Source organism: Colwellia sp. NW0002-52-1 (genome assembly GCF_057550865.1).
On the sequence record NZ_BAAJLU010000018.1, the window covers coordinates 52,018 to 77,192 of the forward strand.

At 37.3% G+C, this 25,175-nt stretch carries 17 protein-coding genes; 10 read left to right on the forward strand and 7 right to left on the reverse strand.

Annotation, left to right across the window (positions count from 1 at the left end; all coding sequences use genetic code 11):
- Positions 1 to 556 precede the first annotated feature (556 nt).
- On the forward strand, positions 557 to 2,845 hold the full coding sequence (locus AC27H3_RS15385) for a carbohydrate binding family 9 domain-containing protein (protein ID WP_487107535.1): 2,289 nt from the start codon (positions 557 to 559) through the stop codon (positions 2,843 to 2,845).
- A 231-nt stretch (positions 2,846 to 3,076) separates the two neighbouring features.
- On the opposite strand, the gene AC27H3_RS15390 is transcribed toward AC27H3_RS15385, so the two are convergent.
- Positions 3,077 to 4,465 (reverse strand): RDD family protein, encoded by a 1,389-nt coding sequence (locus tag AC27H3_RS15390; RefSeq protein WP_487107537.1) that lies wholly within the window; start codon positions 4,463 to 4,465, stop codon positions 3,077 to 3,079.
- 330 nt (positions 4,466 to 4,795) lie between these two features.
- Here AC27H3_RS15390 and cysK point away from each other — a divergent pair, with 330 nt between their 5' ends.
- Positions 4,796 to 5,773 (forward strand): cysteine synthase A, encoded by a 978-nt coding sequence (gene cysK / locus AC27H3_RS15395; protein WP_487107539.1) that lies wholly within the window; start codon positions 4,796 to 4,798, stop codon positions 5,771 to 5,773.
- A 168-nt stretch (positions 5,774 to 5,941) separates the two neighbouring features.
- Positions 5,942 to 6,376 (forward strand): hypothetical protein, encoded by a 435-nt coding sequence (locus AC27H3_RS15400; protein ID WP_487107541.1) that lies wholly within the window; start codon positions 5,942 to 5,944, stop codon positions 6,374 to 6,376.
- Between the two features lie 156 nt (positions 6,377 to 6,532).
- Here AC27H3_RS15400 and ggt read toward each other — a convergent pair whose 3' ends face one another.
- Complete coding sequence (ggt, locus tag AC27H3_RS15405) at positions 6,533 to 8,290, reverse strand: gamma-glutamyltransferase (protein ID WP_487107543.1); 1,758 nt, start codon at positions 8,288 to 8,290, stop codon at positions 6,533 to 6,535.
- A 128-nt stretch (positions 8,291 to 8,418) separates the two neighbouring features.
- Complete coding sequence (locus AC27H3_RS15410; protein ID WP_487107545.1) at positions 8,419 to 9,072, reverse strand: tRNA-uridine aminocarboxypropyltransferase; 654 nt, start codon at positions 9,070 to 9,072, stop codon at positions 8,419 to 8,421.
- A gap of 298 nt (positions 9,073 to 9,370) precedes the next feature.
- Between AC27H3_RS15410 and rrtA the strand changes: the two genes are divergently transcribed.
- Positions 9,371 to 9,964: a rhombosortase gene (gene rrtA, locus AC27H3_RS15415; protein ID WP_487107547.1), complete on the forward strand. Its 594-nt coding sequence runs from the start codon at positions 9,371 to 9,373 to the stop codon at positions 9,962 to 9,964.
- On the opposite strand, the gene AC27H3_RS15420 is transcribed toward rrtA, so the two are convergent.
- Positions 9,961 to 11,448 (reverse strand): FMN-binding glutamate synthase family protein, encoded by a 1,488-nt coding sequence (locus tag AC27H3_RS15420; RefSeq protein ID WP_487107548.1) that lies wholly within the window; start codon positions 11,446 to 11,448, stop codon positions 9,961 to 9,963. The genes rrtA and AC27H3_RS15420 overlap by 4 nt on opposite strands.
- A gap of 195 nt (positions 11,449 to 11,643) precedes the next feature.
- Positions 11,644 to 14,124, reverse strand: a complete 2,481-nt coding sequence (locus AC27H3_RS15425; RefSeq protein WP_487107550.1) for a S9 family peptidase — start codon at positions 14,122 to 14,124, stop codon at positions 11,644 to 11,646.
- Positions 14,125 to 14,522: 398 nt separating this feature from the next.
- Here AC27H3_RS15425 and AC27H3_RS15430 point away from each other — a divergent pair, with 398 nt between their 5' ends.
- The 5 genes from AC27H3_RS15430 (at position 14,523) to AC27H3_RS15450 (ending at position 21,523) form a co-directional block, all read left to right on the forward strand.
- Positions 14,523 to 16,889: a YgiQ family radical SAM protein gene (locus AC27H3_RS15430; RefSeq protein ID WP_487107552.1), complete on the forward strand. Its 2,367-nt coding sequence runs from the start codon at positions 14,523 to 14,525 to the stop codon at positions 16,887 to 16,889.
- Positions 16,890 to 17,209: 320 nt separating this feature from the next.
- Positions 17,210 to 17,458, forward strand: coding sequence for a hypothetical protein (locus tag AC27H3_RS15435; RefSeq protein WP_487107554.1), 249 nt, complete (start codon positions 17,210 to 17,212; stop codon positions 17,456 to 17,458).
- 568 nt (positions 17,459 to 18,026) lie between these two features.
- Positions 18,027 to 18,635, forward strand: coding sequence for a thiamine biosynthesis protein ThiC (locus AC27H3_RS15440; protein ID WP_487107556.1), 609 nt, complete (start codon positions 18,027 to 18,029; stop codon positions 18,633 to 18,635).
- Positions 18,636 to 18,968: 333 nt separating this feature from the next.
- Positions 18,969 to 20,561, forward strand: coding sequence for an ABC-F family ATPase (locus AC27H3_RS15445; protein WP_085306212.1), 1,593 nt, complete (start codon positions 18,969 to 18,971; stop codon positions 20,559 to 20,561).
- Between the two features lie 119 nt (positions 20,562 to 20,680).
- Complete coding sequence (locus AC27H3_RS15450) at positions 20,681 to 21,523, forward strand: 23S rRNA (adenine(2030)-N(6))-methyltransferase RlmJ (RefSeq protein ID WP_487107558.1); 843 nt, start codon at positions 20,681 to 20,683, stop codon at positions 21,521 to 21,523.
- A 396-nt stretch (positions 21,524 to 21,919) separates the two neighbouring features.
- Here the strand turns inward: AC27H3_RS15450 and AC27H3_RS15455 are convergent, their stop codons facing one another.
- On the reverse strand, positions 21,920 to 23,269 hold the full coding sequence (locus AC27H3_RS15455) for a DEAD/DEAH box helicase (RefSeq protein WP_487107560.1): 1,350 nt from the start codon (positions 23,267 to 23,269) through the stop codon (positions 21,920 to 21,922).
- 220 nt (positions 23,270 to 23,489) lie between these two features.
- On the opposite strand from AC27H3_RS15455, the gene AC27H3_RS15460 reads away from it, so the two are divergent.
- Positions 23,490 to 23,984 carry a GNAT family N-acetyltransferase gene (locus AC27H3_RS15460; RefSeq protein ID WP_487107562.1) on the forward strand — a complete coding sequence of 165 codons (495 nt, stop codon included), beginning with the start codon at positions 23,490 to 23,492 and terminating at the stop codon, positions 23,982 to 23,984.
- Between the two features lie 4 nt (positions 23,985 to 23,988).
- Here AC27H3_RS15460 and folD read toward each other — a convergent pair whose 3' ends face one another.
- Positions 23,989 to 24,855 (reverse strand): bifunctional methylenetetrahydrofolate dehydrogenase/methenyltetrahydrofolate cyclohydrolase FolD, encoded by an 867-nt coding sequence (gene folD / locus AC27H3_RS15465; protein ID WP_487107564.1) that lies wholly within the window; start codon positions 24,853 to 24,855, stop codon positions 23,989 to 23,991.
- Between the last annotated feature and the right edge of the window lie 320 nt (positions 24,856 to 25,175).

Here is a 25,175-nt window from a genome sequence, read left to right on the forward strand (position 1 = left end):
TCGCTAGCAATGTTTAAAATATCAAAAATAAACGATGAGTTAGGTCTTTTAAGCAGCTAAATAGTTAAACTGTCGAATATGTTTTAATACCTCGCCCTTGATTAATTCACACTGAAGCACTCTTAATGGAAAGTGAAAGTAAGTTTGTTGAATACGGATTTATTGTTGAAATAGCCCTGCCCTTAAGAAGATTAATTGTTTAAGAGTCTCAGATAAAATTAATCCGCAAACAGTATTTTATTTAGGTTATTCAGATCAACATTACAGCGATGAAACGATACATGATTAAAGCCAAGAACAACGCAGTGTATTTCTAAAATTAGCTATGCATGGCTTAAATTACATCAAGCTAACAGCATAGCAAGCATACAAATACCCACTTTTTTATACTGAAAATCTATCCATCTGGTGTATCCGTTTAATTTTCATACCAAATTTGAACTATATATTGCCATCTGTTAGCAAATTTGTAACAATTTGAAAAAAGGAATTAACGTTAACGTAATGTTAGATATGTTAAGAATATAAAAATAATAATAATATTGGAGTGGTAAAATTGAAGTTTAGTATTCGTGGCCTATTTGCAGTTGCCACTGCTTGTATACTATTTATAAAACCAACACATGCACAAGAAAACACTATACAGTTGGCACAATTAAATATCCCTCATGTTGACCTTAAATTAACCATTGACGGTGAGCTAGACGATCTTGTTTGGCAACAAGCGCTTGATGTGCCAATGAATATTGTTAACAGCCCATGGAACAATAAACCTAGCCCAGTTTCAACAACCGCTAAAATTGTTGAAAATGGCGAATTTCTTTACATTGCTTTTATTGCACAAGACCCTAATCCTGAATTAATTCAAGGTTTTTTAGGTGATCGCGATACTCGCTGGTTTGATGATTTAGTCGGTTTTAAGTTAGACACTTATAATAATCGTCGTTTAAATTATGAGTTTTTTGTTAACCCTTATGGCGTGCAACATGACGCTATTTTTAATGAAATGACCATCAATAAAGACGCAGCATGGGATGGTATTTGGCATTCAGCGGGGAAAATAACTGAAAATGGTTATCAAGTTGAAATAGCCATTCCTTATCATATTTTAAATTTTAACGATAACGATGACATTAAAACTTGGGCAATAGAGTTAGTTAGAATATATCCTCGAGACACGTCTTTAAGAATTTCTCATATTAAACTTGATCGTAACAACCCTTGTTGGCTTTGCCAAACTCCAGAAGCAACTGGTTTTAAAAGCGCTAAAGCAAGTAAAAATATTATGCTAACCCCTACATTAGTCGCCAGTAGAAGTGAAGACCGTGATATTTTCACACCAACTTCTGACTGGGAAGCTGATAATGATATCGATGCTGGTTTAGATTTACGTTGGGGTATTAATGCCAATACCTTGTTAAATGTTACCCTAAATCCTGATTTTTCAAATATTGAATCAGACTCAGGTCAACTCAGTGTTAATAAAACTTTTTCGCTTTTTTATGACGAAAAACGACAATTTTTTGTGGAGAACTCAGAGTATTTTTCAAGTAATTTCGATCTTGTATACACCCGTAACATTGCTGATCCTGAGTATGGTGCTAAATTAACGGGCACTGAAGGTAAGCACACTTACGGTGCTTTTATGACGAATGACACTCAGACTAATATTATTCTGCCAGGCAATACGGGGTCTAGATTAATTTCGTTAAGAGAAGAGAGTGAATCTGGCGCATTAAAATATCGCTACGATGTTAATGAAGATTTTTCGGTAGGTGTTATCAGCACAATTCGACAAACCGATAATTACCATAATTTTGTCTCGGGAATAGACTCAAAATACCGCTTTAGTGACTCTACCTCATTGAAAGCACAAGTACTTATGGCTGATACTAAAGACTCTCCTCAATTGTCTGCTAGCGGGCAAGAACAAAATTTTACCGACCATGCCTTTAAATTAGACTTCAAACATGACTCAGAGTATTGGGAAGTTACTGCAGAGCATCAAGAAATAGGGGAAAAATTTCGTGCCGATCTTGGTTTTATGCCCCGTGCAGATTATCAAAAAAGTAAAGTGTTAGTTAATCGACTAGTGTATGGCGAGCCTGAAAGTGCTTGGCAAAAAATGACCTTTGCTGGCCAATGGCAGATATTACACAATGAAAACGGCGAACTATTAGAGCGCTCTGTCGCCACTAGCTTTAATATTGATGGCCCTATGTTATCAGTTTTTGATATTTTGCTTGTTGCAGCAGATAAAGTGGGGTTGCGCCGCCATGAGTTAAACTTTGATTTACCAATAGATAACAGCATTGACGGAAATACCGATCGCTTTCAAGAAAATCAAGCAATTATCTATGCCTCTATTCAACCTACAGCACAAATTTTTACTGATATTGAGTTAACCATAGGCGATAAAATTGATTATGAAAATAATAGACTTGGCGATTATACAGCTGTTTATGGCAGTATAAATTACAACGTGAATAAAAATTTACAGTTTGAGCTTGCTCATACTTATAGTGATCTCAAGGCTGATAATGCTAATGTATTCACCGAAAATTTAACTGAGCTTCGTATTTCTTATCAATTTAACGTTAATAGCTACTTAAAGTTCAACATAGTTTATACCGATATTAATTTTAACTTAGATAACAACCCGAGTGCGTATACTGCAAAAGATAATAATTTATCAACACAGCTTATATACGCTTATAAAATAAACCCTCAAACGGTGTTTTACTTAGGGTATTCAGATAACAGTTATCAAGATGATAGATTAAAAAGCTTATCGCGTGAGCAGCGTACAATCTACAGTAAAGTTAGCTACGCTTGGTTGCCATAAACGTTGCTAAGCTTCTAAAGTACAACGATATTTACATGCAAGGAAATGATAATAAACATTATTATTGATTCCTTGCATGGTGAGTTACAAAACACTGATTGACTCTTTATACTGAATTTAGCAGTTTATTTAGCCTTAGGTTCAACTTTCCACAAAGTGTAGTGTCGAGTAAAATAATGCGGCCTATTTTATAAGTTAGACATACCAAAATTATGTAACTTAGCCAGTTAATTACTCTGCTGTATTTGTACTTTTCTCAGTAATATTTTGTTTATATTTTTTTCTACCGAAGTCTTTGTCGTTTATAACGATTGTTGAAGAAATTTTATCATGTATTGCCTGCCTATTCGGATCCCAAAATATCTGTGCAAAACCTAGTAATCCGGTAGCAATACCTGCACCATAACCGCCATACCTGCCGAAGCTATCCCAAACAGACAATGGAGTGCCATCAAGTTGTATAACCCGGATATTAAAAAGTTTTTTACCTGGTGTTTGGCCATACCAAAGCGCGGTAAACATGGTAAAATAGAACGCAGCCCAACCAAAACCTAACCCCAAGTCTTCAACTAAACCTTTTAGCCAAGCAAGACCTTTATAAACTTTAGGGTTTACTGGCTCAAGTATTACTGGTTCAGAGCTTTCTAGTGCAGTATCGTTAGCCTCTTGTAAAGATTTATCTTGCTCAGGTTTCTCTTGTTTAGCGATCTCTTGATTAGGGCTCCCTTCATTCACATTACTTAACAATGTCAGCGGAGCATTTTCAGTTACACCTGCTTTATGAGCTATTTCTGATATTTCAACGCTGTTGTTATCGCTAGTGGATAATAACTTTTGCTCTTTTAGTAGTTGTTCAACTGCACTGTTATCATTTAACGCTTGTAGCTTTGCCTTTATGGTCGCTATTTCTTGTTCAGTTAAGGTACTTTTGTCAGCTATATTTTCTAATAAACTCACATTAAATTGCTCAGCTTCTTGCTTCGATGTACTTTGCTCGATATAACCCAAAGCTAAGTCTTGACTAAGTTCTTGCCAACAAGAAAACTTTACACATTCACTGTGAGAAACAGCAAGGTTAGCAGCTAATGTTAGCGTGACTTTAATAAAGTCATTACTGGTACTGTTTTGGTTAATTTCGTTATTATTACCTGAAGAAACTCCTTCACTTTTATTTGCCTGCTCAACGTTATTGTTAAAGGTTTCAAGTTTAGAAAATAGCTGAGGTAACACATCGATTAGCACCACAAAAACAATACAAGCAGCGACTAAACGTAGAGTGGTTCGCCTGATGGCGTTAGTTTTTCCAGATTTCTTCGCTCGCTTTTTACTGCCAACATTAAAAAGCGTTACTGCCACTAGCAGTGCTAAAAGCTCTCCTGGCACTTCACTTAATAAAGCGACCAGAAACAAATCAATCGTTAGTGCGGCTCCGCGACGCCAAGGCACCGCAAGTGCCATACCAAATAACGACTTATCAATATTAAAAGCAAGTGGCGTTAATATTTCTCGTGTTTCTTCATTAGTTAACTCATCGACACTCGTTTCATTTTGTGTCGATTTAGGTAAGGGTTCAAAATGTTCTGCTTTATTATTAGTTTGACTATTTACAGTATCGGTCACATTTATTCCGGTAATATTGGCTGTGATATTTAAGCATACAATAAAGCTAACAATATCAATCAACTGAATATACAGCAAACTATTTCATCAAGGGTAAACTGTGAATAAAACCAGCAACTAGCCGGTAAAAAAATGTAATATGCCCTGCTTAGTTAAGCATCTATTCTTTTTTTGCATATAAGATATCGAAATATCACTTCTTTTTCTGCCATAAAGGGTTAATCTATTTACAATTGTTGACTAAACTAAAATAACTTTAGATAGTTAACACATAGAAATAAATAATCGGTATGACATACTAAGTTATACCGTAATAACAGGATTAAAATAATGTCGACTATATTCGAAGATAACTCAACGTCAATTGGTAATACTCCTTTAGTTAAGCTTAACCGAATTGTGAGTGGCGAGAACACAGCCAATATTTATGCAAAAATTGAAGCGCGTAACCCAAGCTTTAGTGTTAAATGTCGTATTGGTGCCAATATGATTTGGGATGCTGAGAAAAAGGGTTTGCTTAGCGAAGGTAAGTCTATTGTTGAACCAACCAGTGGTAATACGGGTATTGCGTTAGCATTTGTTGCCGCAGCACGTGGATACGGCATAACACTTACTATGCCTAACACTATGAGTATGGAACGTAGAAAGTTACTTATCGCTTTAGGGGCTAAATTAGTGCTTACAGATGGCGCTAAAGGCATGGGTGGTGCAATAGCTAAAGCACAAGAAATTAAAGATGCTGATCCAGACAATGTTGTATTGTTAGGTCAATTTGATAACCCAGCTAACCCAGAAATACATGAAAAAACTACTGGCCCAGAGATTTGGAGCGATACAAAAGGTAATGTAGACTTTTTTGTTGCGGGTGTTGGTACAGGTGGCACTATCACAGGTACAACTCGTTTTCTTAAAAGCGTTGCTGAACATAAAATTACTTCAGTTGCTGTTGAACCAACAGATTCGCCTGTTATTACTCAAGCTATGGCGGGTGAAGAATTAAAACCTGGTCCACATAAAATCCAAGGTATTGGTGCTGGTTTTATTCCTGGTAACTTAGATCTTTCTATTATCGACATGGTTGAGCAAGTATCTAATGATGATGCTATGGCGATGGCACACCGCTTAATGAAAGAAGAAGGTATTTTAGCCGGTATATCGTCTGGTGCTGCGGTTGTAGCTGCAAAACGACTTGCAGAAAAGCCTGAAAATGCGGGTAAAAATATTGTGGTGATATTACCTAGCTCTGCAGAACGTTATTTATCAAGTGCTTTGTTTACTGACTCATTTAGTGAAGAAGATTTAGCATAATAATTAGTTAACGTAAACTTTTTAGGTAAGTACTAAAGGTATTTTTACCTGTAAAATAAAAGGTGTGATTTTTAAATAATCACGCTTTTTTTTATTTAAAAAAAATTAGGTTTAGCAACAATTATTACGGTAGTATGCATGTAATATTACACAGTTACTTGTTACTTTATGAATAATATAAAATTTATTACCTTTGGTTTAATACTTTTACTTTTGGGTTGTGGTGAGTCAAACAAAGATACCATTAAAAATGTTGATAACCCTGAAGTCGTTGCCATTGCATTTTTTGATGCTTTATATAACGAAAAAAATATTAAAAAAGCGGCATCGGTGTGTAGCCCTAAATTAGCGCGTATTATCTTGCATTATAAATCGACTAAAGCGGTTGCTCGTCATATGTTTAATATGTCTTACGATAAGGTTGAGATTACCCCTGACGACAGTGGCATCAAAGTCAGAGAGCAATTTAAAGATTCTGCTGTAATTACGATTTACTTTAATGGCTATTATCAAGATAATAATTTAAAAGATGTTAAACGCTTGTCGTTAATACAGGTGGAAGATAAGTGGGTTATCGATAAAATTTTGAAAGACCCATTTTAATCTTGTTTAAATAATTAAAAACGGCGTCAATCCTTTACAAGGACTGACGCCGTTTTAGTTTATAAATTACGCTAACTACGTATATGTAGATGCATCTTTATAATATTATGTTTACGGGTCTGTATTATCAGTTTAATAAGCGTGATTAAGTAACCCTTAAAAACCAATAGCTAAACCTTCTCGCCTTTGATCCGCCCCGCCATGTAACTTTGACTCAGATAAAAAAATCGCTTGAATACCACTGTTTAAATCGCGTATAGCGACCTGATGGCCAATAGCTTCTAGCGCAGGTTTAAGCTTAACTAGCTCTGTGCCTTTTTCTAATGTGGTAACTTTATTGCGATTAGTTATACGAGGAAGATTAATTGCTGATTGTGGATCAAGTTGCCAATCAAGAATAGCAATAATCGTTTGTGCAACATAATTAATAATACGACTACCGCCTGGCGAACCGACAACAAGTTTCAAGGTTTCATCTTCATTAAAAACCATCATTGGGGCCATAGAGCTGCGTGGACGTTTGCCAGGCTCTAATCGGTTAGCTACCCATTGTCCGTTTTGTTTAGGATCTAATGAAAAGTCTGTTAATTGATTATTTAAAATAAAGCCTTCAACCATTACCGCAGAGCCAAAGCCCATTTCAACACTGGTGGTCATCGAAATAGCATTACCGTATTGATCAACAATTGAAATATGGCTTGTAGATGGTAATTCATAGGCATTATCATCAGCTTGTGCAAGTGCACCTTTAGGTACGCCAGCAGTAGCATTACCCATATCTTTGTTTGTTTTTATTAAGCTAGCACGTTGTGCCAAATACTGTTTATCAATTAAGCCTTGTGTTGGTACATTAACAAAACTGCTATCAGCAATATATCGATTTCGATCAGCGAAAGCTAAACGAGAGCTTTGGGTAAACAGATGAGTAAATTGTGGATCATTGATTGTGTATTTCGCGATATCAAAATGTTCAAGTTGCCCAAGCATTTGAATAATAGCTACGCCACCTGAGCTTGGCGGTGCCATACCACAAACTTGATATTGTCTATACGCACCACAAACGGCTGGTAACTCTTTGGCACGATAATTTTTCATATCGGCCAATGTTAAACGGCCCGGCGCAATGGGAGACTGTTGAACCGCAGCGACAATTTTCTCTGCTAGCCAGCCTTGATAAAACACCTTAATACCTTGCTTAGCAATACTGCGATACACAGCGGCCAGCTCTGGGTTCTTTAATACTTGCCCTGCTTTTACCGCATTACCATTAGGGAAAAAGTAATTTTTTATGGTGTCTAACTTGGTAATACCCGGGTTAAACTCCATTGCAACGAGCTTTTCTAACCTTGGTGAAACGATAAAGCCGGTTTCTGCCAACTTAATTGCGTCTTTAAATAAAACATTCCAGGGTAACTTGCCGTATTGTTCATGGGCTTTTTTCAACCCCGCTAATACACCTGGAACGCCAACAGAATGACCACCAACAACCGCCTTTATCCATGGCATTGCTTTGCCACTTTTATCTAAAAACATATCAGTTGTTGCGCCAGCAGGTGCCGTTTCTCGGCCGTCGAAGGTAGTTAATTTTTGTGCAGACTTATCCCAATGCAACATAAAAGCGCCACCGCCAATCCCTGAAGATTGCGGCTCTACTAAGGTTAAAACTAATTGCACAGCTATTGCCGCATCAACAGCACTTCCGCCTTGCTTAAGAATATTAAGCCCTGCTTTGCTCGCATACGGATTTGCACTAGCAACCATAGCATGATCTGTTACTACGGTTTCTTTGGCGATTAAACCGGTTGCGGCTTCTGGCTCGCGGTCTTGCCTTTTCAAATCTGGCGTGGCTGACGCCCAAAAACTGGTAGAAATAAACAATAAAGACAAAAGCCCTTTAGTGGCTGTATTTGACATGATGTTCCTTAATAGTGCGTTGTGAGAAACTAAATGAAACCAAATGGGGATATAAATGCGCCAATTGGTTTAAGTACATTATCAGCAAAAAATAAATATTTAAACGCCTGCGTTAATCCTTTTAAAAATTAAAGGATATTTCGATTAAATGATTGTTGAAATTGGTTAAATTTTACAAAGCTATTTAACAAAGCTTGATACTTTTTGGGGTTATTTTCCAAACATGCTAGTGCATGACAACAAGCTTCTAATGAAGAAAGTGCATTTTCTTTTTTAGTTTTTCTGATTTGATAAAGGCTAGCGATACCCGTAGGTAAAACGATATGTTTTATTTTATGCAAACAAGCATTCAGCATAAACATTCGATAGGCTTTTTTCCATGTACCATCAAGTATAATAATGCACTGAATATCGTGGTTATTCGCTTTTTCACTCGTAATTTCAGTATTAAAGTCAGTATCATAATCTTGCATGAGCTTTTGCTGAGCTTGTGAAGAATATTCAAGGGTTGTTGCATGCTCGCTTGGGTACAACAATGCAATGTTACCTTCGTACTGTTTCAAGCGTTGTAATAAGGTAGTTGAATCATCAAAGTTTTCACCCACTATAACTTCACATTGCTTTAACGATTGTGTTAATAAACTAACCGTACCTTTACTTTGCGAAACTTCATTAGGATGTTGCAAGACAATAACCGGGATATTATTGTTAATATTTATGGCGAATGCACATATACACGCATTTTTAGGTCGCTGACATTGATGACACAAAGCTCTAGACATTTATTTACAATAACAAAAATAAGTAATAGCTAAGTTTACGAAACTTTATCGTCAAGTTTAAGCCCTTTATTAAACTTCTTTTAGCTTACATGTTCATTTTTACGAGACCAGTATTGAATAGCAGGTACGATATGGTTAACTTTCGTTACAAGCTATTCTCTATCGTGTAATAAATCTGCTTCATAAAACTAGACTCAAAAAATGTGTTTATCAATCTTGTGTTTATATAACTAAAAGCACCTGTTAAAGTCAGTAACACTTTATTGCCCTTAACTATTTAGAATAAATAATAAAACACATGCTGCAACTAAAACCTTTTCCAACAAAAAAAACGCAATTTATAGGACCATTATTGGTGTTTATATTAGCTTTGCTAGCTTTTGTTTTTGATCAACAGACCTCAGATTTATTAATTTATGATCGTAATATGATTATTGCGGGTGAATATTGGCGCTTATTAACAGGCCATTTTTTCCATTCAAATGGTAATCACTTTATGCTTAATATTGCTGCTGTAGCTTTGCTATGGGCTTTACATGGCCAGTATTATTATTTTAAAAATTATCTGGTTGTTTTTAGTGTCAGTGCCATTGTATGTAGTCTTGGCATTTTCTGGTTTGCAGAAAATATTGTACTTTATGTTGGTTTATCAGGTGTATTGCATGGCTTTTTTGTCTGGGGAGCCTTAATGGATATTAAGCATAATGAGAAAACGGGTTATTTACTATTGATTGGTGTTATAGCGAAAATTATCCATGAACAAGTTTATGGAGCAAGTGCTGATGTTGAGTTACTTATCGGAGCAACTGTCGCCACCGACGCCCATTTATATGGCGCTATCGGTGGCTTAGTGGTATTTATTTCAGGCTATATAATTAAACAAAATCATTAGTGTTTAGGCGTGCTATATGGATGCAGCTTATCAAGCGCTACAGATAGACCATTTTCTTGGATGACACGAATATGGTTACGATCTAGCTTTCTAGCATGGGTAACACCACACGAATGCGCTAATAAACCAACACCATATTGTATGTACTTATGGTAATTCGCCACTCGTTCTGCTTTGCTGATCGGATCTAAGCCTTGCTGCAACTTAGGGTTGTGGGTAGTTATACCTGTAGGACAAGTATCTTTATTACATTGCATTGCTTGAATACAACCTAAAGAAAACATAAACCCTCTCGCAGAATTAACGGCATCAGCTCCTACCGCTAATGCCCATGCTACTTTAGATGGTGTGATTAATTTACCGGCACAAATAATTCTAATACGATCACGCAAACCAAACTCAACTAATAAGTTAACCACAAGCGGTAAACTTTCTTTCAAGGGTAAACCTACATAATCCATTAACGGCTGGGGTGCTGCGCCTGTGCCACCGTCTGCACTATCTATGGTGATAAAGTCTGGTGCAAACTCAGCACCTTGCAGGTTTATTTCTTCAAGTAATGCTCTTAACCATAAAGACTCGCCAATTACCGCTTTAAAACCTACAGGTTTCCCGGTTACGTTACGAATACGGTTTACCATGGTTAAAATATCTTTAACTGATTTAATATCTGGATGAGCATTTGGACTGATTGAATCTACGCCTGCTTTAATACCCCTGATGGTGGCAATTTCTTCAGTGACTTTTTTACCCGGTAATATGCCGCCTTTACCAGGCTTAGCACCTTGACTCATTTTTATTTCAAACATTTTTATTTGTGGCTTAGCAGATAATTCGGCTAGCTTTTTATCACATAACTGGCCATGCTCATCTCTGACACCATATTTTGCGGTGCCAATTTGAAAAATTAAATCAGCACCACTGCTTAAATGGTATTCACTAACACCACCTTCGCCAGTATTTAACCAACACCCGGCTTTTGCAGCACCATTTGACAATGCTTTAACTGCTGGGGCTGACAACGCACCAAAACTCATCGCTGAAATATTAAAAATTGAGTCAGTAATATAAGGTTGTCGACATGCAGAGCCAAAGGTAATGCTACTTGGCGGAACCGCATCTTCTTCCAAGGTAGGGAAAGCACAATTCATAAACATAATAGTGCCAGTTGGCTCTAGGTTTCTGGTTGAACCAAAAGCTATGGTGCGATCAACATTTTTCGCTGCACGATAAACCCAGCTTCTTTCCGCGCGATTAAAAGGGAGTTCTTCTCGGTCCATGGCAAAAAAGTATTGACGAAAAAACTCGCCTTGTTTTTCAAAAAAATATCTAAAACGACCTATAACGGGGTAATTACGGCGTATCGCCTGCTTATTTTGTGACTTATCTACGATGTACATATAAATTATTGCGAAAACACCTAAGCCCAGCAACAATATAAAAAAGGCTGAAAGTGTTTCTAAATAGCCAAGCATGTTATCCATATTTCACTCTTTTTTTTAACTAGTTTTTGTTAGTTTATATTAACTTAAAGTAACTTACGTCTAAAATTTTGTTACGTTTTGCAGCTGAGCTAACACCACTACTGTATGTAGCTGAACAACTTCAAATTAATATGCTATTTCTCAAAATATAAAGGCCTCAAATGAGGCCTTTATATGAAAGGAGCTATCAACCCATTAAAGGGTATTTTCAAATAACTTATAAATTCTACGGTATTCATTTAACCAAGAGCTTGGTTGCACAAAACCATGAGGCTCTACAGGGTAAATTGCCGTTTCAAAGTCTTGTTTTTCCAATTCAATTAAGCGCTGAACTAAACGAACCGTATCTTGAAAGAATACATTATCGTCTACCATTGGCGCATTAATCAGTAAGGGCTTCTCTAGGCCTTCTGCAAAGTAAATTGGAGAGCTACGCTCATAAGCAATAGCGTCGTCTGCTGGGGTATTTAAAATATTAGCGGTATAACCGTGATTATAATATGCCCAGTCAGACACTAAACGTAACGCAGATCCTGATTGAAATAAATCAGGGTCAGTAAACATCGACATTAAGGTTAAAAACCCGCCATAAGAGCCACCATAAGTACCTACCCTTTTAACATCTACGTTGGCATTTTCAACTAACCAATTTACCCCATCGCGCATATCTTGCACTTCAGGCTTACCCATATGACGATAAATAGCGGTGCGCCAGTCACGGCCATAGCCTTTCGATGCTCGGTAATCCATATCGATAACAACATAGCCTTGTTGCACTAACATGCTATGGAACATGTATTCACGGAAGTAACCCGACCAACCTAAATGAGAGTTTTGCAAGTAACCTGCGCCATGACTAAACATTACTGCTTTATTTTTAGTTGTCGTTTGATCATAGCCTTTAGGTAAGTATACTTTTGAATAAATAGGATCATCTTGATGCGATGACTCAATCGCTACCACATTAGGTGCTGACCACGGCATGGCCATAAACGCTTCTGTAACCGTATGCGTTAATCTTATCGCTTCAACATTATTAGTGAGATCTTTAACATAAAGCTCAGGCGGCATGGTAATTTCAGAATGTTGTACTAACAATTTAGATTCATCAGGGCTTAGTGCGTAATCATTCATACCACCAAGATCGGTTAATGCGTTAACATTACCTGAAGCTAAATCAACATTATAAATTTCATAAATGCCCGGATGTTTCTTATTCGCTTTAAAATAAATTTTTGTTTCATCAGCCGAAACAGTTAAATCATCAACTTCAAAGTTACCTGAAGTTAGGGCTTTGGCTTTGCCGTTTAATGGTTTAACGTATAAATGTGCGTATCCACTTTCTTCAGAAAGGTAATAGATTGCATCAGCATTACTTAGCCAGCCCATTTCATTAAAGGCATAGTTAACCCATGCATCGTCATGCAAACGGTGCTGAGAAACTAGCGTGTTATCATTGAAATTAACGGTGGCAATCCAGCGGTCTTTATTATCCCAAGCTTCAAGCATTACCGCGACTTGTTTACCATTGTCATGCCACTGAATAGGATCCCAAGCTTGCATTACATGAATGTTACGTGGTGATTTTTCAGAGGTGTATTTTTTACCTTCACGGGCATAATTTTCTTTGCGCACACTCGCCAGTACATCTTCATCAAAGCCTGGTAAATTTTCATAACTTAATAAGGCTTTGGTGCCTTGGTTTAAATCTAAAATATAAAGTTGCTCAGCGTATTGGCGATTGTCTGCTACTCGATGTCTTGCCGATTGAGCTTTAATATTGCCATCGTCAGAAATATAATTCGGCATTATATCGCTGTCTTTACGCGTTGATTTATCAGAGGCAATGCTAACAACTAATTTATCGCCGGCCGGTGAAAGGCTGGCATGTACAATTTGATTGTCTTTACCAAAATAAAAGTTGGTTTGCGTCACCGTCGAGTTTTTTACTCTTAACTGACGTTTTTGCTCAGCAAATAAATTTTTATTGCGCTGCTGTAAAGCTACGTACTCTATAAGCTCTTGCTGCTCATTAGCAATATAACTTGGTGTACCTTTGACCGATGTTTCACCATCAGACATTTTTAAATTGGCTAATTCGATAATTTTTTGGCTATTCATGTCATGAGCATAAAAAACATTACCCACCCGATAAGCAACATTACCATTAGTTAAAAACATGGCTGAATGTTCAACGGCTGATGTATAAGTTAATTGTTGCACTGATTGTGTGGCGAGCGTTTTAACAAACACATTACCTTCAAAGGTATATACCTCTTGGGTTCCTGCGTTATTTAGCACCGCATCGCTATCAGCCACTACATGCATTTGCGCTAATTTAACTAAATCACCATTGCCCTGTGATGTAATATTTTTTTGCACTAAATCACGTAACGGGTTGCCAACACGCTTTTGTTGATAAAAAACAGTTTCGCTGTCGTCACCCCAATACCATGACTCTGGAGAGCGACCGAACCAGTCAGGATCAGACATTATTTTTTCAAGGGTAATTATAGTTGCACTTGCTTCGCCTGCAGCGGGTGTTGATTGTACTTCACTCACTACACTGTCATTGGTGGTCGTACTATTATTGTCTAGCGTAACCTTTTTCTGCGCGGTTGATGCACAAGAGGCCAGCGAAAAACTAATAGCTGCAGCAATTAACTGTATTTTCATAATGATTTTTACTTATCTTTGGTTAAGTATAAAGGCTTGTATTAACAATATTTATTTAATGGTAAACAGCGTAATTAATAAACAGTTTAATACGGTGAAAGTTATAAATTTATTCATCAAAATAATTATGCCTAGTTATACTAAGCTATGACGAAATATTCAATAAAACTAGGCATTAACACGACCAATAACGAATTTTATACGGTGAAAGCCTGTCAATAGAAGTAACCAGGTTAAGGTTATTGGGCTTAAGCTTTTATCTCTGTTATAATCGCGCGCCTCAGCAATGTGAATGATGAATATTAATAAGATTAATATTTAGAAACTCAGCATTGATAGGCTTTAAACGTGAACGCACTCACGCGAGTCTTTATAGTAAAAAATAATTTAGGTAATGTATGAACTTAGCGCCAACCCAGAAAATTACACCCAAACTATTCGACTACCCTAAGTATTGGGCTGAATGTTATGGCACCGCACCATTTTTACCGATGTCTCGACAAGAAATGGATGTGCTTGGCTGGGACAGTTGCGATATTATTCTGGTAACAGGCGACGCATACGTTGACCACCCTAGCTTTGGTATGGCGGTTATTGGCCGCATGCTGGAGTCGCAAGGCTTTCGCGTTGGTATTATTGCGCAGCCAGATTGGAAAACCAAAGACGCTTTCATGCAACTAGGTAAACCTAATTTATTTTTTGGTGTAACTGCCGGCAATATGGACTCGATGATCAATCGTTACACCGCCGAACGCCGTATGCGCCACGATGATGCCTACACACCGAATGATGAAGGTGGCAAGCGCCCAGACCGTGCGGTAACGGCTTATACTCAAAAATGTAAAGAAGCCTACAAAGGCGTGCCTATTATTATTGGTGGTATCGAAGCAAGTTTACGCCGCGTAGCGCATTATGATTATTGGTCTGACAAAGTGCGCCAATCAGTATTGTTTGACTCAAAAGCGGATCTATTAATTTACGGTAATGCCGAACGCCCACTGATTGAAATTGCCCATCGTATTGCCAATGGCGACGACGTTAAAAGCATTACCGATGTTCGTGGTAGTGCATTTTTAGCGAACCAAGTACTCCCAGGTTGGAAAGGCATTGACTCACGTAGTATTGACAAGCCTGGCAAAATCGACCCTATTTATAGCCCTTACCAAGATATGACCTCGCCTGATTGTGCCACAACATCAGCCGATGCCGCCGCTAAAGCCGCCGAAGAAATGACTACAAATGCGGCAGAGAAAGACATTACGAAAACCGCGCAACCTATTCAGTTAAGTGAGTTTAGAGCTGCAGCGCATAAAAATGTGTCATGGGCAGACAAGAAAAAGCCTTGGGAAACCACTTATATTAACTTGCCAACCTTTGAGCAAGTCAGAGACAACAAAACCCTTTATGCCCATGCTTCGCGTATTTTTCATCAAGAAGTAAATCCAACATCTGCCAAACCATTAGTACAAAAACATGGCAGCCGTTTAATTTGGTTAAACCCGCCTGCAACGCCATTATCAGAAGCTGAAATGGATGGCGTATTTGGCTTGCCGTATCAACGTGTACCGCATCCTAGCTATGGTGATGCCAAAATTCCTGCTTACGACATGATCAAAACCTCGGTCAATATTATGCGTGGCTGTTTTGGTGGTTGTACGTTCTGCTCTATCACAGAACATGAAGGTCGCATTATTCAAAGCCGAAGTGAAGACTCTATTATTGCTGAAATTGAAGATATTAAGTTAAAAGTACCTGGTTTTACCGGTGTGATATCTGATCTTGGAGGCCCAACGGCCAACATGTATAAATTAAACTGTAAAAGTGAGAAAGCAGAAGCAACATGTCGTAAACCGTCGTGTGTTTGGCCAACTATTTGTGGTCATTTAGATACTGACCATACGCCGACAATTAATTTATATCGCAGAGCCCGAAAAATCCCAGGCATTAAGAAAATACTGATTGCCTCAGGCGTAAGATACGACCTAGCCATACAAGACCCTGAATATGTTAAAGAGTTAGCAACGCATCACGTAGGTGGCTACTTAAAAATAGCACCAGAACATACCGAAGAAGGCCCATTAAATAAAATGATGAAGCCGGGTATGGGCAGTTATGACCGCTTTAAAGAAATGTTCGATCATTACTCTAAACTCGCCGGTAAAAAGCAGTACTTAATCCCCTACTTCATCTCGGCGCACCCGGGCACTACTGATTTAGACATGGTTAACTTGGCACTGTGGTTAAAAGAACACGACTTTAAGCTTGATCAAGTACAAAACTTTTATCCGTCGCCGTTAGCCAATGCGACTACCTTGTATCACACAGAAATTGATTCATTGCGTAATGTTAAAAAAGACAGTGCCACTGTACCTGTGCCTAAAGGCACCATTCAGCGTCGATTACATAAAGCAATATTGCGTTACCACGATCCGGCAAACTGGGCGATTATTCGTCAAGCATTAACAAAAATGGGCTTGGCGAGAAAACTTATTGGTAGCCAGCCAGGCTGTTTGGTGCCACATGAAACCAGAAATGAAACCGCGCAAGTGCATTACAAAAAAAATGGTAAAGGTAAAAATAACGCCCAAGGCAATAAAACCTCACCAGGTCAAGAAAAGCGTTATGGCAAAAAGCCAGTAAGCGCGAATAAAGCTAAGCCTGGAGATAAAGCAAAACAAGGCTTAACTCGTTTTTCTGATAATCAGTTTAATGATAGAAAACCCAAAAGCCCTGTGAAGAAAAAGCGCGGTAATAATCCGCGTTAAGGTGATTAACCAGTAAATTTAAATGACTAAGCCTAGTAGTTTCGCTAGGCTTTTTTGTTAGTGCCTATTAATTTATTAGGCTGTCTCGTCCTGAAATGTTAGATAAAGTCCTAAGCGTTGCTCAGTGGTGACATATAAATCACTATTTAAATTAGCTGTTTGAACGTTATTTTTAAAATAAACTTAGTGTGGTCGGCATGATAATTTTGAAATCTGATGTAACATTTAGACTAAATTTCTTTATAGAGTGAATTAAATAACTTTGCTAAGCTGAGCAATATCGCAATCTAAATCGCAATCTGAAAAATAAAGAGAAAAACATGAAGTTTTTTCAAAATAAAGAAGTACAAGGACTTTGTTTATGCCTTGCTATGATGGGCTTAACTTATGCACTTTTATTAATGCTTTTAATATTATTCACTGGCATAAAACTATATAAAACAGCACTTATTGTCGCGATACTGTCAAGCATACTTTTTACACTCGGATTGAATAAACAAGTTAAAAGTCGTTTAAAGCAACAATTAACAGATTATTTACCAAAAAGTTATCGCCTTTCTTTCAGTTAATTTAACGTTTTGCGCTATAGTATCAACTATAGCGTTTATCAATAAATGTACGTTTATTAGAAAATACATATCATCATTCTCTTTATTCTCCGGCGCTTCCATGCCACTTGTCTATTTATTTACTTAATAATAATTGCAGGCTTCTTTTTAAATAAACACCCACGACATTAGTATTTATAATTTTTCTTGGTTTACATGAAAGAATTTAATAACTTCCCCTGTCTTATGCTTTCGAGTAATACAGCTACTTTATAAAAAGTTTCATCTATTTGTTCTATTCAAAGCTACTGCACCTGTTAGATTGCAAAATCAAGGAAGTCGCTCTGTTTATAACTTTATGTAGTTGGTTTTATATTCTAAATGCAGCATGTTGTTTAAAAATAGCTGCCCGTTTAAACCCATTTACAATATAAATAATTCGCATGCAAATTAGCTTTGATTCTTTATGTATTAGGCAGGGTAACAAATTACGGTGATTTCTACTTATCGGTAGTAAACCAGATTAAACTAAAGCTAATCTAGTGAAAGCTATGAGAAAGCGTTAAATATCAATTATAAGAGGTACACAATGGAATTTACGAATAAACGCACCATGCTAATTACAGCATCTTTAGTATTGTTTGTGGCGATAACACAGATTATTTATACTGCTCTTTATGTTGCTGAAGTTAGCTTTTCTAGGCAAGTTTTATGGGGGCTAGAAGCATTAATATTTACTGTTCTTGTTGCTTTTGCCGGTGCATCTATGGTGCAGGCAAAAAACTGTCAACTAGGATGGTCAGCTATAGCGTTTAGTGCGGCTATTAACATTATACAGGTGAGTATTGGCCTGACCTTGTTTTCGTCATTTGGGAAAGTTGCAGGTGCCGTTGAAGGGGCACAACCATTAATTGGTGGTGTGGTTTCTTTGTCTTTTATGATTTACTACGCAGCGAAAGTATTACTGGGATTAGCAGCACTTGTTTTTGGTATGGCAAGTATAGTTCAAGGTGGCAAAATGATAGGTGGGCTAACAGCATTAGCGGGTGTGGTTGCTGTGTTTGCCAATGGCATTTTAATTACCTTTGGCCGTGATGGTTTTCTTCCATCAGGTGTTGCTGGTGGTTCAGGTGTAATTGCGACGTTGTTTTTAGCGATATGCTTGATAACTCTTTATCGCAAGAAGACTGAAGCTTAATCTTTATAATTTACGAGTGAGATAATCTTTTTAAATAAAGTATAAGCATCGGTGCATAGTGAATGTGCCGATGTTTGACGTTTTATTTACTAAATAATAATTACAGCCCCCCATAAATAAATTATCTCATTAAAGTTTAAATCGATTTTCAGATGGTTTCCCTCCAATTAAGGCGTTAATTCGCCAAACGAGTAAACATAAGCAAGTGCTCTACTTTCGCTAATCTTTAAACACCTGTATAATCGCGCGCAATATTTTACATTTTTATTAGTTGTTATAGTGATGAGTTAACGCGTTAACTTAACTCACCTAAACACTCGCGACGGAACCTTTATGTTAGCTGCAAACAATATTACCCAACAGTTCGGTGCTAAGCCGTTATTTGAAAACATTTCACAAAAATTTGGTGGCGGAAATCGCTATGGTTTAATCGGCGCTAATGGCTGTGGTAAATCAACCTTTATGAAAATTTTAGGTGGTGATTTAGAGCAAACATCAGGTAACGTTGCCTTAGACCCAAACGAGCGTATAGGTAAACTTCGTCAAGACCAATTTGGTTTTGAAACAGTTTCGGTTGTTGATACCGTGATTATGGGCCATACCAAGTTATGGGCGATTAAAGAAGAACGTGATGCTATTTATGCTTTACCAGAAATGAGTGAAGAAGATGGCATGCGCGCCGGCGATCTAGAAGCTGAATATGCTGAAATGGACGGTTACAGTGCAGAAAGTCGTGCCGGTGAATTGTTAATGGGTGTAGGTATTCCTGTTGATCAACACTACGGTTTGATGAGTGATGTTGCTCCAGGTTGGAAACTACGTGTGTTATTGGCCCAAGCACTATTCTCTAATCCAGACATTTTACTGCTTGATGAGCCAACCAACAACTTGGATATTCATACTATTCAATGGTTAGAAGAAACCTTGAACGAGCGAGACTCAACCATGATCATCATCTCGCATGACCGTCATTTCTTAAACAGTGTTTGTACACATATGGCTGATTTAGATTACGGTGAGTTACGTGTATTCCCAGGTAACTACGATGAGTACATGCTAGCGTCTACACAAGCTAGAGCACAGTTAATGGCTGACAACGCGAAGAAGAAAGCACAAATTGGTGAGTTACAAGCCTTCGTCGCACGATTCTCTGCTAACGCTTCAAAAGCAAAACAAGCAACTTCACGTGCTAAACAAATTGACAAAATTCAACTGGCTGATGTTAAAGCCTCTAGCCGTGTGAATCCGTTCATTCGTTTTGAACAAGAAAAGAAACTATTTCGTAACGCCCTTGTACTCGAAAACATGAGTAAAAGTTTTGATGATAACAAGGTATTAAATAACCTTAACATGATGATTGAAGTTGGCGAACGTGTGGCTATTATCGGTCAAAACGGTATTGGTAAAACGACATTTTTACGTACGTTAATGGGCGAAGCTGAGTATCAACCAACATCAGGTTTATACACTTGGTCTGAAAACGTTAACATTGGTTATTACGCGCAAGATCATAGCCATGAATTTGAAAATGATATGACTTTATTTGAGTGGATGAGTCAATGGCGTCAACCAACCGACGACGAGCAAGCAGTTCGTGGTTATTTAGGTCGTTTATTATTTTCAGCTGATGATATTAAAAAGTCTGTTAAAGTGCTTTCTGGTGGTGAACAAGGTCGTATGTTGTTCGGTAAAATCATGATGCAAAAGCCTAATATCCTAATAATGGATGAACCAACTAACCACATGGATATGGAATCTATTGAGTCGTTAAACATGGCGATGGAGCAGTTTGAAGGTACCATTTTATTTGTCAGCCATGACCGTGAATTTGTATCAAGCTTAGCAACACGCATTATCGAATTAACTGAAGGTGGTTATACTGATTTTGCGGGTAACTACGACGAATATTTAGCGTCACAAGTTTAGTTTTAGGCTTAAGTTTAATGCTAACTATAGCTGTAACTTACCTTTAATCCTACTTACCAAGGTATCATGATTTATTATGATGCCTTTATTTTTATTTAACGCTTTTAAAAGGAGCGACTGTGCTCAGTTATCGTCATGCTTTTCACGCCGGAAATTTTGCTGATGTTTTAAAACATTCAGTGCTCACCCTAGTTCTCGAATATATGACCCGAAAAGAGAAAGGCTTTTATTATATAGATAGCCATTCGGGTGCAGGTATGTATCAACTGGCTGATGAATACGCACAAAAAACTGGTGAGTATAAAGATGGCATTGCCAAGTTAATCGAGCAACAAGATTTGCCTGAAGCACTTGAGCCCTATATTGATTTAGTTAAAGACTTAAATCGTGAAGAAGATGAATTGTCTTTGTACCCTGGCTCCCCTGGTATTGCTCGACAGTTTACTCGCCGTCAAGACAGTGCGCATTTATTTGAATTACACCCAACCGATATTGAGCACTTAAAAGAATACAGCCAACGTTGGAACAAATCACACGTTAAACAATCTGACGGTTATCAAGGTGTTTTAGGGTTAGTGCCGCCGCCTAACCGTAGAGGTGTGGTATTAATTGATCCGCCTTATGAGTTAAAAGAAGATTACTTAAAAGCCGTGCGCACTATTGTTAATGCTTATAAAAAGTTTGCTACCGGCACCTATATTTTATGGTATCCAGTAGTAAAGCGTGAGTTAGTTGAGCAAATGCAAAATGCTTTCACTAAAAGCGATGTACGCAATGTTGTGCAAGTTGAATATTGCCAAAAAGCCGATACCACAGAATACGGCATGACAGGCACAGGCTTATTTATCGTTAACCCGCCATGGCAGCTTTCGAAACAGCTAGAAGAAATATTACCTTATTTGAAAGCTAAACTAGGAGAGAACGAAACAAGTTACACGCTTAAACAACTAATTGCTGAATAAGCGTTTTCACTTGTTCTGTGTAACGTCGAGATACGGGTACAAGCTGCTGATTAACTAACTTTCATTTAGTTGACGCTCTGCTTTCAAACATTAGATAAACTAATACCAATTGATAGAAACAATCGATCATTCTAAATCGGTTTAAATATCCAGTATCTACGTTGCTTTCAATCCCAATAGCCTGCTATTGCTCGACAATTGCTCCTGCATTGTTCTACTTACGGGCATCCATGCCCTAATCAATCACGCGCCTTGCTACTGAAAATTTATCCTCGTTTAAAATTGATCGATTCATTAAATCAATTGGTATAAGATGAAAAAAGTGCACTGACTCTAATAGAATCAATGCACTTACTTTATTTAACGTATTTAACTACAAGCTTTAATTACCGATACTTAATCAACTTCTTCTATATCATTTTGATCAATATCTTGTGGTGCTACAGGCTTTTTACGCTTTAATACTGGTAACTCACTAGCATCAGCCGCTAAAAAGCTTTTCTTGACGATTTTCTTCGCTTTAGGCTTTTTAGCCTGTGGTGCTGACTTAGTGCTGTCTTTGGTTTTAGTAACTACTTTGACTTTCTTAGGTTTTATGCCATTAAACTTAACTTTAAACCCTTCAACTTTATCAAATGTTAGTTTTTGCTGTAAAAAACCTTCAACATTCTTAAAACTTATCCAATCTTTTGGACCAACAAAAGAGATAGCATCACCTGTGCTACCAGCACGACCGGTACGGCCAATGCGATGAACAAATTCTTCAGTATGTTTTGGCATATCAAAATTAATAACATGCGATACATTGATTAAATCTAAGCCACGAGAAGCTAGGTCAGTCGTGATCAATATTTTCTGCTGGCCTTTACTAAAGCCATCCATAATTTGGTTGCGTTGGCTTTGGTTTAACTCGCCACTTAACGCGACAGTGCTTAAGCCCTGCTCGGTTAATAAAGTTGACAGCCTATCAGTATCAGCGCGCGTAGCGGTAAAGATAATCATTTGTTGATGCTGTTCAGTGGCAATAAAGTGCTGCAGAAGCTTCTCTTTTTGCGTTAAGTTATCACAAAGGTAGAAACGCTTAGTAATATCTTTATGCTCGGTATGTGCACTACCAATAGCAATACGTTTTGGTTTTTTCAGTAAGGCTAAAGCAAAATCGTTGACTTGTGCATGGTCTAAAGTTGCTGAAAACATTAAGGTTTGACGCTTTCTGTGATCAGCAGCTTTATTTATTTGTGCTAATTGATCTGCAAAACCAAGATCTAACATACGGTCAGCTTCGTCTAGAATAAGTAATTCTAAACCACTTAAATAGAAGTGCCCTTGTGTTAGGTGATCGGCTAAACGACCAGGCGTTGCGACAATAAAGTGCGGGTCTTTCTCTAATGTTTTAACTTGGTCATTAAAGTTTTCACCACCGAGAATAAGTACGGCTTTAAACTGAGAGCCAGAAGTAAACATTCGTAATTGAGTAAATACTTGCTTAGCAAGTTCACGAGTAGGTGTTAAAATAACAACACGAGGATCACGCTTACTCAATGCTCTATTTTTTAATAGGCGCTGCATTGCGGGAATAATAAATGCTAAGGTTTTACCTGAGCCAGTTTTAGATGAAGCGATCAGGTCATGACCCGTCATAGCAGCAGGAATTGCTTGCTGTTGGATTTCTGTAGGCTCTTTAAAACCTAAGTGTTCCACGGTTGACATTATTTTACTATCTAATCCAAAATCACTAAACTGCAAGCTTATTCTCCACTCTAATTAATCGGTATTTTTACTACATACACATATATAAATATTTATTAGCTTATTATACCCTGTATCCTTCAACATTAAGCCAAACTATTTAATCAAAAATAAAAATATTTTAAAACTCGGCGTTAGAAATAAATTAACTAAATTTTAACCTGCTGAAAATAACGCCTCATAGCAAAGTTAACTTTTAATAAAAACGATTTACTCAATGAAAAAACTAGAATCATCATATACCGTTGTAAAGGCGATAAAATCGGATAAAAAAGATGTTCTTAGGTTCTATAAATCACAACAATATAGCGCAAGATTTATCGGGCAAGATCATTGTTATATCATAAAAGTTGATAATAAGATTATAGCAAGTGCACTTATATCTGCAGGCCAAGAAAATAGTAATTCCTGGCTATTGCACGCTTTAGTAATCGACGAATCAATGCGTGGTAATAAACTCGCTAGTTTGCTTATTCGAGTAATTATTAATAACCGTTTTCATAACCAAGCTTTAGTTAAAGTAATATGTTTTGCTGATGAAAAACTCCAACAGCTTTATATAAAAAATAATTTCATTAAATACAATGAAACTCAACAAATAGCTACTCTGCCTGATGAGTTCCAACAGCGCTTAAAACGTTACCAAATGAAAAACAAAAATCTGTGTTGTTACTTTTTCAGTAACGATAACCCCACTTTATTTGACAAATAACAAGCTAGTTGTAAGCTACCTTCTTAGCCGCTATAAGTGTATTACTTAATAGACAAGCTATGGTCATCGGTCCTACGCCACCAGGTACTGGCGTAATTGCAGCACACTTACTCACTACTTCATCGTAATCAACGTCCCCCACTAACTTGGTTACTCCTTTTTCGCTAATGATACGATTTATACCAACATCAATAATAGTTGCCCCGACTTTAACCCAATCAGCTTTGACGAAATTAGCAATGCCTACCGCTGCGACTAAAATATCAGCTTGCTTACACACCTCCGCCAAGTTTTTAGTTTTAGAGTGTGCAATAGTAATCGTACAGTTCTCTTGAAGCAGTAACATAGCAACCGGTTTACCCACAATATTAGAGCGACCAATAACAACTGCATGCAAGCCTGATAGATCTGCACCTAAGTGTTCTTTAGCTAATAAAATACAACCTTGCGGCGTACAAGGAACTAACCCACCTTCCTCACCATTAAATAGTTTGCCAGAATTAACAGCATGAAAACCATCAACATCTTTTTCTGGATTAATAGCAGAGATAACTGCATTTTCATTTAGGTGCTTAGGTAAAGGTAACTGCACAAGAATGCCATGAACACTGTTATCACTATTAAGCTTTTCTAGTTCATTAAGTAAATGCTCTTCAGTGGTATCTGTGGGCAATACAATTTCATTGGAGATCATACCTATTTCCTGAGTTTGTTTAATTTTATTTTTTACATAAACATGACTAGCTGGATCGTCTCCAACAATAATAACAGTTAATGAAGGTTGTACACCGTGACTCGCTTTTAATTCAGCTACTTCAACAGCTAAATGATCTCTTAAATTTTTTGCTAATAGCTTTCCATCAATATTCATTATTACTCACATTCTTAATTAGAAACAAAGACATCACAACACTGAAAGGTTTCAGTAGGAGTATCCTATCCTATGAAAAAAACCTAAGTTAGGGAATAGTTTTGAGGGAAAGATGTAGGAAATAACTTTAAGAATTGAGCTGTAAGTTCGTTTAGTAAAAGCTGTAAGTTCTAAGCTGTCAGCTTTCAGTAAAGATCTATAAGTGACTTTAGTCTTGAAACTGACAGATGACAGCTCAAAACTGATAGCTATCTTTGGCGGATTTCAGATAGCAAAAAGCCCGTCACTTTCGTAACGGTGTTTTTCAAGTTAGTTGTCGT